This is a genomic window from Dyella caseinilytica, from assembly GCF_016865235.1.
GTDB classification, from domain to species: Bacteria; Pseudomonadota; Gammaproteobacteria; order Xanthomonadales; family Rhodanobacteraceae; genus Dyella_B; species Dyella_B caseinilytica.
In genome coordinates, this window is the sequence record NZ_CP064030.1 from 2,236,312 (window position 1) to 2,250,458 (window position 14,147).

The window sequence follows — 14,147 nt, forward strand, 5'->3', positions numbered from 1 at the left end:
TGCGCCAGCGGCCTTGTACAAGCGCATAAGCGCGTCAGGATCCCAATGTTCGGCTTTCCACAGATTGTCGATCTCCATGAATCCGAACTTGGACGGATGTCCATAAGTGCGGCAGTGGTAGTCGTACTGGGGACTACCTTGCATGTACATTCTTCGCGCGTACCAATCGCCTTGCTCGGGCACACATTGCGCTGTCCAGTGCGCCCAGATGCCGAACTTGGCGTCACGAAACCACGATGGCGCAACGTAGCCTTGCAGCGAGTCCCACGTAGGCTGGAATGATGCGCGAAGGGTCGAAGTTGCTCGACCCATGCGCGGTAACCAAGAGGACGAGGAAAGCCCGAGAGCCATTCCGGAGAGAAATGATCGGCGAGAAAGAGGCATCGTTGTTCCGCGTGATGTACTGGTGTGCAAAAGTCGCTGGACATCATGAGTCACGCCAAGCCTAGGCAATGCCCTCGATGCGAGGATGTCTGACGACAAAATTCGTAACGCGTACTGGCAAAAATCATGAATACCTTTCGCAGACTTACTTCATACGGCCGATGCATGGCATGCATGTTTTCGAATCGGCACAGGCCGGGATGAAATCAGCGCTTTCACGTACATGGCGATGCCGGTATTTCATCCCAGCACACTAGGCGCCAATCCCTCCCCGTAAGCAGGGGAGGGATTGCCATGCACGCATCAATTCGACGACATGCCGTAAATGATCCCCCTCCCGCCACTCGTGCCGAGATACACCCTGCCAAACGTGCGAGGATCCCCTACCACTCGTGACACGCCACCCCACTGATGCTGCGCGTCGTTGATCTGCGCCCAGGTCGCACCAGCGTTGGTGGAGCGGAACAGGCCGGTCACACCATTCACCGTGCCAGAGAGGTAGATCGCCGGGTAATGCGCACCTGCGGCGGCTTTACCGAAACCGATCGATGTTGCGGCGGTGACGGTAGAGGCGTCGATCTGACTCCAGTTCCAGCCGGAACTCTGGCTGCGATACAGGCCAGATGGTGTGGCGAGCCAGATGTCTCCCTGTACGCCGGTAACTGACACCGCCTGGCTGGTCTGCCATGACGCCAGCACGGGCAGGCCGGAAGTCGCCGACGCATACCAGCTCACGCCTTTATCCGAGCTGCTGAAGAACGTACCGGTGGCCTGATTCCACGCGTAGAATAGGTTTCCGTTCGCGCCGTCGGACAGCACTTGTACACCGGTAGGCAGGTTTGCCGTACCGCTGCTGGAGGGATACGTCAAGGTCGTCCAGCTTGAGCCGTGATTGGTGGAGGCCACCGGCGTGACATCCGTTGGCGCCCACACGATGGTGCTGCCATCGGCTGAAATCGCTACCGTGCCGCCACCACTACTGGAACCGGCCTGGTCGGCAAACGCCGTCCAGGTATTGCCGCCATCACTCGACACAGAGCCGAACACATTGTTGCCACCGGTGCCGACGCGCACGATGGTCGATGGCGCGCTCTTCGCGAAATCCAGTCCGGTGCCGTTGCTGCAAACCGGGTTGGTCACCTGCATTGCGGGCGCGCCAGTGAGGCTGGTGTGTACGAAACCGCAAACGTCGCCAAGACCGCTGATCAAGGGTACGCCAGTCGTCGGCGAAATCATGGCGAGCACGGCTGTTTCCTCGATGCCGCTGGCACCCACACTCCAGTGAGTTGCTTGCCCGGCATCGGCGGACGTGAGATCGGAGGTGCTCCAGATGCCGCCGCCAAAACCATACATCGCGTGTGCCGAATTGAAGGGATCGATCACCGCCTCGCCCCAATTGCCGAACGATGCCTGCGTCTGTCCTTGCGGCACGATCCACGGCGACAGGCTTGAATCGCGCACGGCATTCGCTCCCACATCTGTCCAGGTCGAACCGCCATTGGTCGTGCGATACATGGTGTCGCTGGGCCACCAGTGGTCCATTGTCATCACGATGACGGCACCGGCTTTTTCCGGATCTACCGCCAGGCCGCTGTAACCGGATGGGTAGTTGTACGGATCGGTCGGTGTGATGTTCTGCCAGGTATTCAAACCGATGCTGTATTTCCACACCTGACCAGCTGTCATGCCGTTGGGGCCGATGGCATTGCCGTAAGTGATGTACAGATCGCCATCCGGACCGATCAGGCCGCGCTGCGGTAGCATGCCAGCGGCGGGGCCGCCGGAAATAGGGGCCCAGGTGACGCCGCCGTCCGTGCTCTTATATAGCGACGATGCTGCTGTGCTGGTGGAGACACCAGCAAAGATGGTCTTGGTCGGCGAACCCGCGCCGCTCGATGGTTTGTAGAAAGCAATGAAAGCCACACCCGCGCCGGTGCCATCGCTGGACAGTGCATTGAAGCCGCTCACGTGACTCCAGGTACTACCGCTGTCGGAGCTGGTCCACAAGCCATTGGTGGTCGGTTGAGAGGCATCGTTGAACGTGCCGTAGAACAGAATCGAGCCTTTGTTCGGGTCCACTTGCAAACGCTCACCCACGTTGCGTCCATCTTCATTGCCACCGACGCGGAAGCTGAGCGGATACGCGGTGAAGTGCGCACCCTGGTCGGACGACACCAGCATCGCGCCATTGGAGCCCCACGATGGTGTGTACAGGCCAGCCACCATGTAAAGCATGTTTGTATTGTTCGGATCGATAGCGATGCTTTCGATGCCCATCCATTGCGAGTCGGCAGGGGGTGTCCAGTCGTTCAACGGTACCCATTGCGCGGTGGTGGCGTTGTAGCGATATGCGCCACCCACGTCTGTGCGTGCGTAAAACAGTCCTTGCTGTTTCGGATGCGCAATGATGCCGTCGACATAGCCGCCGGCGACGATTCTTACGTTGTTCCAGGTATAGGACGGCCCGCTTTGCGCAAAGGCTGCAACAGGTGATGCCGAAACAGTGGCGAGTGCGCCGCAAATCAATCCGTGGGCAATGGCCCGGTGCAAACGTGTCTTCATGGTCCCCTTCCAATTTTTTGCATGGTGGATTTTGTGGTGTATCTCCGCCTCTGGCCTATCAGGATATGACTGCAGGCGGACGACGCATTGTGCTGTCGTTATGCAACAAAAACGTCTCTTTGTGGCTTTGCTGAGTTACGCGGGACTTTGTGTCGCGCCTTCATTCCCTGGCAATACAGCGACAAGGCTTTGCTTGCTTCATGCTGACGTAGGACGTGATGCGTGCACTGCGTTGTGTCTGACAAAGGACTTTATCGCTCCTTGTCAGATGCGGCATTGCGAAGAACGCAAGGGATGCTTGCGAAAATTGAAGCTGCTTAGCAGCAATTTCATTGCGGCATGGATTTTTTGCATTGCTATACAACCAGTCATGCAAGGAGATCGCATTTTGCGATGCGCATCACAATCCATGCATCGGTTCACTTCGCCATGAATATCGATATAGATATCTGATGGGCAGAATTTTCTACTGGTCTCATTCGATGGTTACTTTTCCGCCTGAATAACAGGGATGAAAAATACTTTCGACGTTCCATAAATGATCGCGTGGCCCGAACTGACATTGAGTTGTCCTGGGGAAACATACTCATGAACTGTCTTTTTCCGCATGATGCGCCTGAAAAATGAAGGGTTTTTAATTGACTTTATGTGAGCGCTTTAGATGCGAAATAGTCGCGAGACAAAATGTCATGCTGGTTTGTAGGCACCAACTCTCACCGAATAAGGTGGTGGCGTGACGGAGTAAATGTTCTTGTGTCCGTCATCGATTCGTTTTCTCGCAAGCAACTGCTCATCAAACAAATGAAAAATAAACGAGCGAAGATCATGTAAGTCATGCGTCAGCTTTTGACGAACGCGGATAGGTACACTTCGGTGAAATGCTTTGCCTCGCGATGGAATGCAAGGGGGCTTTATCGCGTGGATCCGCTGATCGTATTAGTGACCGGAGATCCATCCATGATTTCGCAATGTCGTCAAGCCAGGACAGGCACATTCCGTCTCAATGGGCGAGTCATCGCCCTCGCTCTCGGCCTTCTTTTATGCCCTATGTCGACGCTCCGGGCCGCGACCGAAACCTTGCCCACGCTCGGCACCGATGCTGAGAGCATCGCGCAATATGACGGCACGGTGGAAGACGCCGGCCGCCCGTTGCGCTGGAATATGAACTACATGAAATACGACCAGGCGCCGAACATAAAGATGTTCGATGCGTTGGTGCAAAGAGGCGTTACGCATATCGTGGTGACGATCGGCCTCAATCACAGCCTCGTGGAGGTCGAAAGCGGTATGCTCGACAGCGATTTGCAAAAGATCGCTGTCCAGCTATACCAGTGGCAGCGCGCAAACCCGCAAGCGCAGATCATCGTACGCCCATTCCATGAGATGAATGGCGACTGGTATCCGTGGGGATTCAAAAACGAACACAACGGGAATCGGGTCACCCAGTTCAACCCCGCGTGGAAACATGTGCGTAGCGTGATGCGCAGCCGTTTCCCAGGCTTGCCGTTTATGTGGTGTGCCAACGTCAACCAGGGCAACCATTTCATGTCCTTCTATCCCGGCAACGACCAAGTGGAGTACCTGGGCTTCGACGGATACAACCACTCCACCTCGCAAGGCGGATGGCAGAACATGGAGAAAATATTCCATGATTCGATGGTTGCTCTTCGCCAAACCCCAGGCATTGACCCCAGGAAGCCGCTGGTGATTGGGGAGACGGCGACGACGGAGCCGAATGCCGCCGCTGCGGCGGCCGGGCACAGCAAGACCGAGTGGTTTGGACGGTCCTACGGCAACATGGGCTGGTGGCTTCACAGCGAGGCACCCAAGTTCGGCGTCACCACCGTGCTTTATTTCAACTACCCCGATCTCTACACGGGCAAACCCCTTCCGCCCAGTGCCTACAAAAACGACTACCTGATCCACGACCCAAAACTGCCGAGCGCCGATGAAAGCCGTATTGCGTTCCGCGCATCCGTTCGAGACTTGCCCTGATCATGCGAGAACCTACTTAGTCACTGGGGAGTGGTGTGATTAGGGCAAGTTATCGAAGGTGGCGGGAAGTGCTCGAGCTGGGAGGTGGTGCGATGCCCTGCGGAACCACACTTGCCAATATTTCAATCGGATAGCCATTCACTTTTCCACTGTACTTCTCAATTTCACTAGTTCTTCATGGAGGCTCGTGAAGTCGCTGCGTAACCGCGGTGGATACTCCCATGCCACCGCCCGAGCACCGAAAAATACCGTGATAAGATCAAATATGCCGCAATCCAGTGGCATATCTAATCGATGGAGTCTGCACATGAAACAACGTGACGTTGTTATGCTCGACTCGAACGAGAAAGTGAATAATCTCTTCGCGATCGATATGGATGGACCGTTGCCGAATCAAACGGTCATGCAGAAGCGCGCACCCAAAAATATTGGGGTCGATGATACAGGCGGCCACCGGGGCATTCTCGGTTTCGACCAGACCTGAGAAGATTTGAATTCTTTGGCTTGAAAAGTATTCACGATTGATGCGAAGCCGCCTCTTGACCAAGAGGCGGCTTTTTGCGGATAGGGGGCAATCATGCTCAAAGCGCGTATCGCGTTGTCCGATCTTTCGCTGGATGCGCAGTGGAGAGATGGCTGCATCGTATTTGGGAATAGTCGAATCGAGCCTTGTGCGCACACCATGCTCGAAACTTTATTGGTGCGTACAGAAAATCAGTGGTTTGTCACGGTAAGGGAACGCCTGGCCTCATCAGCGCATGTTGGAGTCATGGCAAGCAGGGATGTTGATGCTGAACAGTTCAATCAGCTCTATCAACAATGCATATTGTGGCGACTCGATTACCTGATGATCGAGGTCGCCAAGACAGGACACCGAATGAGGGTGCGAGCCGGTGTGCTCGGCTCGGTGCCGGTTTATTGCCACGCCATTGACGATCACATAACCATTTCCTGGGATTTTGCAGATTTCACTGCGATACCTTTGGCGATCGATCCGGAAGTCGCCAGCCATCGTCTTACACTCAATACGGCGTATTCGGCGCGGCAACTCTGTGTCGGCGTGAATATGCTGACGGAGCGTGCCTCGTTTCATGTTGAGCCAGGCAAGGCAAGTTACCGATACCCCGTACCGGCTGCCGATACCACGCCATCACCGTTGCCAGCAGGCCGTGATGCTTTGACGGCATTCAGCGAACTTTTGCAGCACGTCGTGTCATTGCGCCCGATTACGGCAGAGCGGATCGCCATCGAACTGAGCGGAGGCATGGATTCGGCTACCGTGGCCAGCGCGATGGCTATACGCCACGAACAGATGATGAGTTTGGGAATATTGCTGGATGGTGATGTTCGCCTGCCACAGATGCAACGGCGGCAGCTGATAGCTCAGCGACTGAATCTGATCGACCAGACCGTTGATATTGCCGCGTTTCCACCCAGCCTCGATTTGCGGCCGCGGCCTGATCAAGCCAAAAACCTGCATTGGGAATACTACCTGGAGGCAGGTGCCGCACTATGGGATTCCGCAATAGCCCGAGGTCGCGATGTGCTTTTCACCGGCATTGGCGGTGACGAGCTGTTTCCAGCCTATATCGATGAGATACAAGAACACAGCGGCCATGAATCCGGTGGTGTGGGCGAGGCACGCCATTACGCGGAGCAGTTGTTGACGCCACGTGCCTTGAGTGCGGCGCGCACGCATAGCGGCTTCGATGCTCCAGCAAGTCCGGTGCCCGTAACGTCGCTGCTGTCGCAAGCCTGCCGGGGATCTGATCAGTTGCGGCACGGCCAGTGGCCGGTGAATCTGTTGAGCGATCCAAGCCTCGCTGCTTTCTGTCACCGCTTGCCTCGCGATGATCGGCTCGGGCGCGCGGTCATGCGGCAATACCTGCAAATGCGCCTTGGCAGCGACGTGTTTCCGCGTGGCTACACGAAAGAAACCTTTGCGCGTGTATTGCCCGAACTGATCTCGAAGCATGTCCAAACCGTTACCTCGCAGCTGCGCGAATGCGCTCTGGCCGATCTTGGCTTGGTCGATCAGCGGGCGGCGCTTGAGCTATTGAATACGGTGGCTGCTACACGAGCACGAGCGCCGATGTCGGCGCTGGCTTCATTTCTTTGGCTTGAGCGCTGTGTGCGGCAAGTGAGCTGAGCTTGGTTCGCGCTGCAATGCAAGTTCTTGTGCCGTTTTTGAGACGTCGGGATAAGAGACCTATCGGCATGCGAGCATCCGAATTACGATGGTCCATACTTTGTCGGCCGCCGGTTGAGAGCGAGCTTCCACGCATGGAATGAGACGATCTATGGTCCGACGTTTTGTAGCCATTCTCCTGTTGGCAGTCGTCGGCGCCTCTTTGGGACAGACTCCTGGCACCAAAAAGATCAAAGTCGCTGCAGCAGCGATACGGGTCGACGAAACGGTATATTCGCCATTTGCCAGCGCCAAAACGGAATATCGGCACGCGGAAGCAGGCGCTATTCCATTTAATTTCTTGGATATCTGCTATGACATCTGTATCACCGGCCAAGCCCGCAGACTCGGAACCGCGCGGTAGCATCGCCTGTGTGGGGTTGGGTATGACGCTGGGTTCACATCTCTCGCCGCTGGCGCGCAGCCATATCCAACAGGCCGACGTGGTGTTCGCGGCGCTTTCCGACGCCATTGTGGAGATGTGGCTGGAACACCTGCATCCGGACGTGCGCAGCTTGCAGCCGTACTATGGCGATGGCACAAACAAGTCACGCGCAGTGACCTATCGCGAATGGGTCGAGGTGATGATGGCCGAGGTGCGGGCCGGCAAACGGGTCTGTGCCGTGTTTTACGGCCACCCCGGCATCTTCGCCTGGTCGCCGCATGAAGTGATCAGGCTGGCCCGTGCGGAAGGTTTCCGCGCCCACATGGAGCCTGGTATCTCCGCCGAGGACTGCCTGTATGCGGACCTTGGCATCGACCCGGGGCGTCTTGGCTGCCAGCATTACGAGGCCAGCCAGTTGCTGTTCTACGAGACGCCCATCAATCCCTGCGCCTGCCTGGTGCTATGGCAGGTGGGCCTGGTCGGCGACCGCTCGATGACACGTTTTTCCACCGGGACCGAGTACCGGCAGGTGCTGGTGGACGTGCTAAGCCGGGATTACCCGCTGGACCACGAGGTCATCATTTACCGCGGTGCCACCTTGCCGATCGAGCAGCCGCGCATTCGCCACGTGGCCTTGCGGGATTTGCCGGCGACGGAAGTGAGCAGCGATGAAACCGTGGTCCTGCGCCCGGCTGTGCCACTGCGCGTCAATCACGCGGTACGCGAGCGGTTGGCTGCGCTGGATCGGGGCATCATGGTGCCGCCGAACTAGGGCCATCGGGGTCATCGTGCGGCTTGCCGATCGGTGGTAGGCTGCATAGTGGCGCTGGGGGGCGCCGAGCTGTGATGAAATTCTGAACTGTGCGCCCACCTGCATGCAGCGTCGTCACCCTGGAGATGCATTCCATTGCGTCCAGCAGGCTGAGCGATTCATCCACAACAGGAGCAGGGGGTAAAAACATGTCCAAGACGATCGAGCTGCTGGAACTCATCGGGCAGGACGCATCGTTGCGTCACGCGTCTCAGGAAGACTTGGCGCAGGCGCTCGACGCACTGAATGCCAGCGAGGGTCTGAAAGTGGCGGCGGCATCTGGCGACAAGAGTCGTCTCGGGGAGGAGCTTGGGCACAAGCATCACCCGGTGCGCGTCAACCACAACAATGGAGGGTGCGACCCCGACGAAGACGATACGCAAAAGGAGCCAGGGCGCGAGGGTGGCGAAGCGGATGAAACGCATCCACCTTCGGATCGAAAGCCATGACCGGCTAGCCATTCGATGGCTCGCGGATTGTCGTTTCGTCTGACAGGAGCCGCCGCCATGGCGGTTTTCCTGTTATGCACCGCAAAGGCCGGCGTTCCATCGACTGATGCAGCGCCGGTCACGGCATGGTTGACGCAGGCTGATGATGCGTGGCCGGATGATGCTTTCCGTTTCCGGCACATTTTGGCGCAACTTCATCAGCACGAAGATCAGTTGAGCGCAGCGCAGCGCTGGCACTTGCGACTGCTGGATACGCGACTGCCTGTAGACGAAGGTGACTACGTCAAAGCCGAGGCCGCCCTGTACGACATCATCGATCACTCGGGTGATGAGTCCCTCTCCATCCGCGCCATGGCGGCGTTGATCCGGGACAAGTTCTTTAGCCGTGATTATGTGAGCGCTTATGCGCTGGCCAACACCTTGATGGCCGAGCTCCCCAAGGTGGCCGACCCGCAGGCACACCTGGAAGGGATGAATCAAGTCATCCAGATGTTGAACCAGGAGGCTGTGGGGCAATATGACCTAGCGTTGGATTATGCCCAGCAGATGAAGACCTCGCTTACTTCGAGCAGAGGGCAATGTTACGCCGATGTGCTCGAAACGCAGTCGTTGCTGTATGCAGGCAAAGTAATCTCGACCGATCCCGCTTTTCAGGTCGCGACCAGCATATGCCTTACGGCAGGGGCGCATCGCCAAGCGAATGCACTGCGCCTTGATCTGGCCAGTGAGATGATCGACGAAGGCCATGCCGATCAGGCCATTGCCTTGTTGCACAGCATTGCCCCCGAGATTCAGGGCATCGGATACACACCCCATGTTGCCTCCCTGCTAGTCACCCTGGCCCAGGCATATCTCAGGCTCGGCGACGCGCCAAAGGCACGAAAGTTCGCCCAGGACAGCATTGCCATCACGGGACCGGACAGTTCGCTGTGGACAGTGCAGGCCGCCTATGAGGTGCTCTATAAGGCGGAAAAGAAGGAGGGGCACGATACCGCAGCGCTCAACTATTACGAAAAGTACGGCGCCCAGAAAACCGCCGCTATGGACAACGCTAGGGCCATCGCCTTGGCCTACCAGACGGTCAGGCAGCAGGTCTTGTCCGAGAAGATGAAGGCGGAGGCCCTCGGCAAAGAGAACAAAATCCTCCAACTTAGCCAGGCCCTGGCGAACCAGGCGCAGAAAAGCAGTCAGTTGTTCAACGCGCTGCTACTGGCGGTGATCGCCTTCTTCGTTCTGGCGATGCTGTGGCTGTGGCGTTCCTGGCGACGTTTCCGTTGGATGGCGCGGCACGATGGCCTGACCCGGGCGTACAACCGCGAACACTTTTTCGTTGAAGCGGGGCGAACGCTGCGGCATCTGCACAAAGCAAGGGTCGATGCCTGCTTGATCGTGCTGGACCTGGATCATTTCAAGCGGATCAATGACACGCACGGGCATGCCGCTGGCGACCAGGTATTACGTTCTGCCGCAGCGATCATTGGGCGCGAACTGCGCCCCACTGACCTACTCGGCCGCTTGGGTGGCGAGGAGTTCGGTATCCTGATATCGGGCTGTTCGTGCGACCAGGGATTGGAGGTGGCAAATCGCATCCGCAATGCCTTAGCCACTACGCCGGTGACACTGGATTCCCAGGTCACTGTCATGGTGTCGGCCAGCTTGGGGCTCGCCTGCGCCACCAGCTCGGGCTACATGTTGCGCCTGTTGCTGATCGACGCCGACGCCGCGCTTTATCGGGCCAAGGAGGGTGGCCGTAACCAGGTCGTGGTGGACAGTCGTGCCGAGGTGCCATCAGTTGTTCCATCGGACGATCGCCAGCTACCTCTCGACGCCTGATACGGCTTGGCTCACACGTTCAGCACCGTTTCTTCAAAAACGTGTTCCAGGAAAGTTGCATGAAGCATTTCCAACGCGCACTGGCCGTTTCGGGCTCTCTGTCGATCATGTTTTCAGTTTCATCGATTGCGCAAACTCTCAACATTGTACGCGTCAGTTGATGGCCACGAGCGGGAGTTGAACAAGGAAATTTTTGAAGAGGTCGCATTCATCTAACGAATGATGGGTTAAGCGATTAGAGAGGGGCATCGAGGGTAGGGCAGACGCGCCTCCAGATTCCAGGCGACGATTTATGCTCTTTCAATGTCGTTCTTCGATGTTTCTGAGTAGCAGTCCAAATAACCCTATCTGGATTCGTATTGTCATGAGCCATGGTGCTCCGGTGCGGCATTTACGGGTTTAGGTTATAAAGGCTGCACATGTAGCGAGCTGGCGAGGGTACGGCAGGCGCATGCAGACATCCGCGCAATCGGCGACGACCGTTATCTTGCCGCGCTGGAAGCGGCGACTGTCCGTGGCAGCCGTCGTGGCGGCTGCCACGACGTTTGGGCTTACTTATAGTCTCTCCGCACCGTTGATCGCGATGAGCCTGATGGCGCGCGGTCACTCCAGTCTGTTCATTGGCGTCAACGCTGCCATGCACGCCTTGGGCGTGTTGTTGGCAGCCCCTTTGCTGCCAGGTTTGGCGGCGAGGCTGGGTGCTCGACGTCTGACAGTATTGGCCCTAGTCCTGGCCGGCGTGCTGCTTTTTCTATTCCGGCTTTGGCCGATAGTGTGGGTGTGGTTTCTCTTGCGCATTGCGCTGGGCGCGGCGGCAGAGGTGCTGTTCGTGATGTCTGAGACATGGACCAATGTGCTGAGTGACGAAACTACACGCGGGCGAACTATGGCGATTTATACCGCGGCGTTGTCATTGGGCATGGTACTTGGTCCTGCTTTATTGTCCCGTATCGGCGTGAACGATCGCGCTTTCGTCATCGGCGCGGTAATCAGTGTTTGTGCTGTGTTGTTCGTCTTACCACCGTGGGTGCTTGCGCCGGCGCGCAGCGCACCTGAACCAGCGCAACCGCTGCGCTACCTGAAACTTGCACCAGTTGCGATTGCCACTACCATCCTGAACGCAGGCGTGGAAACAGCGGGATTGTCATTTATCGCGTTGTACGCCACCGGCATGGGGTGGAGCGAGCAGCGTGCCATGCAGCTGATTTCCACATTGATGCTCGGCGCAATCTTGCTGCAGCTACCTATCGGGTGGCTCGCCGACAAAATGGATAAGCGGCGTCTGGCGCTGATACTTGCGTGGATTTCCGCAATAACTGCGTTGCTATGGCCTTTCGCCTTGCAGGAAACACCATTGGCTTTCGCCATGGTCTTTATCTGGGGCGGTTTGTTCGTGGGCATCTACACCACCATGCTTGCCATGGTGGGCAGCCGTTTTCAGGGCAATAACCTGGTGGGTGTGTATGCAGTGATGGGGTTGGCCTGGGGCGTTGGCGCGCTGGTCGGACCGAGTGCGGTGGGCTTGGGCATGATAGGCAGCGCAAGGTTTGGCTTACCCGGCGTGATTGCGTTGGCGTGCGCCTTGTTCGCGCTTTTCATGATGCGTTCGCGGAGCCGAACATGAGCGCGACAGGTCAAATGATGAACGAGGCAGCATCATGATTCGGTTGATCCTGCTGCTGCTCGGTCACGATTTTATTCGGCGCCGCTGGCCTATGCTGGCCGTGGTAGGTCTGGTGTGGACCGTGCTCGGTGCAGCCATCTTTATCGATGCGCTGGATGGCGTCATGTATTTTCCGATCCATGTTTTCGGCTATTTGTTGTTGATCGAAGCTGTCGTCACACTGATCGTGACGCCCACTGGGGCCGATACGCGTATCGTGCTACGCAAGGCGCGCGGCGTGGTATTTCTTTTGCTCGGTTTGCTGGTGGTCGATGCTCACCATGCGGCTAGCGTGATCCTGGCCATGATGTTCGGGCTCGCTTTCCTGGCTGACGGTATCTTTCGCATGGCGGCTGCGGCCGTCGTGCGCTTCGTCGGCTGGCGCTTGTCGTTTTTGACAGGATTGCTCGAGCTGGGCTTTGCCATCTTTATGTTCGAGCCGTACCCAACGTTCTACGCAGGTACGGTGCCATACTGCATTGGCATGGGCATCTTTCTCTCCGGCTGCGGCTTGTTGCGGCAGGCCTTTCGGCTTAAACGCCTGCCACAGCATGCTGCGGCTTCGCTATGGTTGTCGCGTGATCCGGGGGGTGACAGTGCGGTACTTCCCGTTGAAGAGGAGGGCGCCTTCGAACCGGTTGGCGATCTGATCGTGCATGTATGGACACCGACAGGTTCCGCCGAGGATGTCGTGCCACAGCCGATAGTCGATCGCTACATTGCAGCAGTCGATAGCAAGGGAGTGATCTCGACCGGTCATGCAGCGATGGAAGCACCGCCCGACATCTACATCAGCCATTATCCTAAAGTAGAAATCGATCGTTCGCAGACCGACTTCGCACGCATATTACGCGCCAGTGCGGACAACGATGTGCCAGGGCGTTTCCAGCCAAGCTACGCCATCGAGTCGGCAGGCTGGTGCGATTCCACGGCACAAGTGCATTTCGAGCATTACAACAGGGGGCGTCTGGTCGCGTTTTGGCGCCGCTATCGCGTCAACGAAATCTATAACCTCACCAATCGCAATTGCTCCAGCACCGTTGCCTACGCCTTGGAGGCTGCCCTAGAGGGATCCCTGGCCGAACCGGGGCTTGGCCTTCGCGCTTTGTTGCGTGCCATGTTCAATCCAGAATTATGGGTGGCTGCGCAATTGCAGCGTCGTGCCGAGGCCATGGCATGGACGCCTGGCCTGGTGCTCGACTATGCGCGCACCTTGCGCGCGGCGATCCAACCAACACCGTTGGGCTGGTCCACGCTATTTGCCCAGAGTAGCCGTTTTTGGCGTTACGCGCGCATGGTTCAACGCCGCGAGCCTATGCGTAACATCGAAACCATCCGTGATGAGGTGAGTCGGCGCAAGACCAGGGGTGCCAAGCCACATCCATGAGGGTCATCCATTATTTTACATAATATACATTATGCGCAATTACGGGCCCAGCCCTAGCCAAGTGTCGTGTCATTTTCAGAAGTTCTGTAGACAGATGTCGAAAGTCCTGTTCACAACCCCATTGCGCTAACGTGTGACTCAGTCGGATTGGCGGTCGCTCTGCTTGGTCCGCAATATCCCGTCCAACCTGGCTAGTACTTCATGGGTATCGAAATACTTTCCCGTACGCTGCGCTTCATCTCGGCTCGCAATGCCATACGCAAGAAATTCTCTCTGCTGCTGACGATGCGCGATGGCTTGACGGAGTGACGCTTCAATAAATTGTGAAAGACTTTCGCCCTTGCTTAAGACCGCTTCGGCTGCCAGCTGGAGCTCTGAATTAATGGGAATGAACTTGGATTTCATAGTGATACCCATCCTTACTATTGCTACACACGGCATGTGTAGCGTACACCGTGTGAGAGCATAGCCAGCAAGTCGAGTTAGACTC

10 protein-coding genes and 1 pseudogene are annotated in these 14,147 nt (G+C 57.1%); 8 read left to right on the plus strand and 3 right to left on the minus strand.

Features of this window, described 5'->3' with window-relative positions:
* Window positions 1–15: 15 nt before the first annotated feature.
* A pseudogene (locus tag ISN74_RS21335) lies at window positions 16–384 on the minus strand (alpha-L-fucosidase); the annotation flags it as partial.
* A 303-nt stretch (window positions 385–687) separates the two neighbouring features.
* Window positions 688–2,946 (minus strand): beta propeller repeat protein, encoded by a 2,259-nt coding sequence (locus ISN74_RS09715; protein ID WP_188799132.1) that lies wholly within the window; start codon window positions 2,944–2,946, stop codon window positions 688–690.
* Between the two features lie 918 nt (window positions 2,947–3,864).
* On the opposite strand from ISN74_RS09715, the gene ISN74_RS09720 reads away from it, so the two are divergent.
* From ISN74_RS09720 to ISN74_RS09755, 8 genes are all read left to right on the plus strand, one after another.
* Window positions 3,865–4,941, plus strand: coding sequence for a glycoside hydrolase family 26 protein (locus ISN74_RS09720; RefSeq protein WP_188799133.1), 1,077 nt, complete (start codon window positions 3,865–3,867; stop codon window positions 4,939–4,941).
* A gap of 307 nt (window positions 4,942–5,248) precedes the next feature.
* A complete protein-coding gene (locus ISN74_RS09725) occupies window positions 5,249–5,425 on the plus strand; it encodes a hypothetical protein (protein WP_188799134.1) in 177 nt (58 codons plus the stop codon).
* A gap of 93 nt (window positions 5,426–5,518) precedes the next feature.
* Window positions 5,519–7,090, plus strand: a complete 1,572-nt coding sequence (locus ISN74_RS09730) for an asparagine synthase-related protein (protein ID WP_188799135.1) — start codon at window positions 5,519–5,521, stop codon at window positions 7,088–7,090.
* 353 nt (window positions 7,091–7,443) lie between these two features.
* Window positions 7,444–8,286: an SAM-dependent methyltransferase gene (locus tag ISN74_RS09735; RefSeq protein WP_188799136.1), complete on the plus strand. Its 843-nt coding sequence runs from the start codon at window positions 7,444–7,446 to the stop codon at window positions 8,284–8,286.
* Window positions 8,287–8,474: 188 nt separating this feature from the next.
* Window positions 8,475–8,774: a hypothetical protein gene (locus ISN74_RS09740; protein ID WP_188799137.1), complete on the plus strand. Its 300-nt coding sequence runs from the start codon at window positions 8,475–8,477 to the stop codon at window positions 8,772–8,774.
* Between the two features lie 57 nt (window positions 8,775–8,831).
* On the plus strand, window positions 8,832–10,607 hold the full coding sequence (locus tag ISN74_RS09745) for a tetratricopeptide repeat-containing diguanylate cyclase (RefSeq protein ID WP_188799138.1): 1,776 nt from the start codon (window positions 8,832–8,834) through the stop codon (window positions 10,605–10,607).
* 451 nt (window positions 10,608–11,058) lie between these two features.
* Complete coding sequence (locus ISN74_RS09750) at window positions 11,059–12,231, plus strand: MFS transporter (protein ID WP_188799139.1); 1,173 nt, start codon at window positions 11,059–11,061, stop codon at window positions 12,229–12,231.
* Window positions 12,232–12,265: 34 nt separating this feature from the next.
* Window positions 12,266–13,657, plus strand: a complete 1,392-nt coding sequence (locus ISN74_RS09755; RefSeq protein ID WP_188799140.1) for an HdeD family acid-resistance protein — start codon at window positions 12,266–12,268, stop codon at window positions 13,655–13,657.
* Window positions 13,658–13,795: 138 nt separating this feature from the next.
* On the opposite strand, the gene ISN74_RS09760 is transcribed toward ISN74_RS09755, so the two are convergent.
* Window positions 13,796–14,062, minus strand: a complete 267-nt coding sequence (locus ISN74_RS09760; protein ID WP_188799141.1) for a YlcI/YnfO family protein — start codon at window positions 14,060–14,062, stop codon at window positions 13,796–13,798.
* Window positions 14,063–14,147: the final 85 nt, after the last annotated feature.

Coding starts and splice junctions, on each gene's coding strand:
- ISN74_RS09730 (WP_188799135.1), top strand. CDS start 5,519: ATGCTCAAAGCGCGTATCGCGTTGTCCGATCTTTCGCTGGATGCGCAG.
- ISN74_RS09735 (WP_188799136.1), top strand. CDS start 7,444: ATGACATCTGTATCACCGGCCAAGCCCGCAGACTCGGAACCGCGCGGT.
- ISN74_RS09725 (WP_188799134.1), top strand. CDS start 5,249: ATGAAACAACGTGACGTTGTTATGCTCGACTCGAACGAGAAAGTGAAT.
- ISN74_RS09750 (WP_188799139.1), top strand. CDS start 11,059: ATGCAGACATCCGCGCAATCGGCGACGACCGTTATCTTGCCGCGCTGG.
- ISN74_RS09745 (WP_188799138.1), top strand. CDS start 8,832: ATGGCGGTTTTCCTGTTATGCACCGCAAAGGCCGGCGTTCCATCGACT.
- ISN74_RS09760 (WP_188799141.1), bottom strand. CDS start 14,062: ATGAAATCCAAGTTCATTCCCATTAATTCAGAGCTCCAGCTGGCAGCC.
- ISN74_RS09740 (WP_188799137.1), top strand. CDS start 8,475: ATGTCCAAGACGATCGAGCTGCTGGAACTCATCGGGCAGGACGCATCG.
- ISN74_RS09755 (WP_188799140.1), top strand. CDS start 12,266: ATGATTCGGTTGATCCTGCTGCTGCTCGGTCACGATTTTATTCGGCGC.
- ISN74_RS09715 (WP_188799132.1), bottom strand. CDS start 2,946: ATGAAGACACGTTTGCACCGGGCCATTGCCCACGGATTGATTTGCGGC.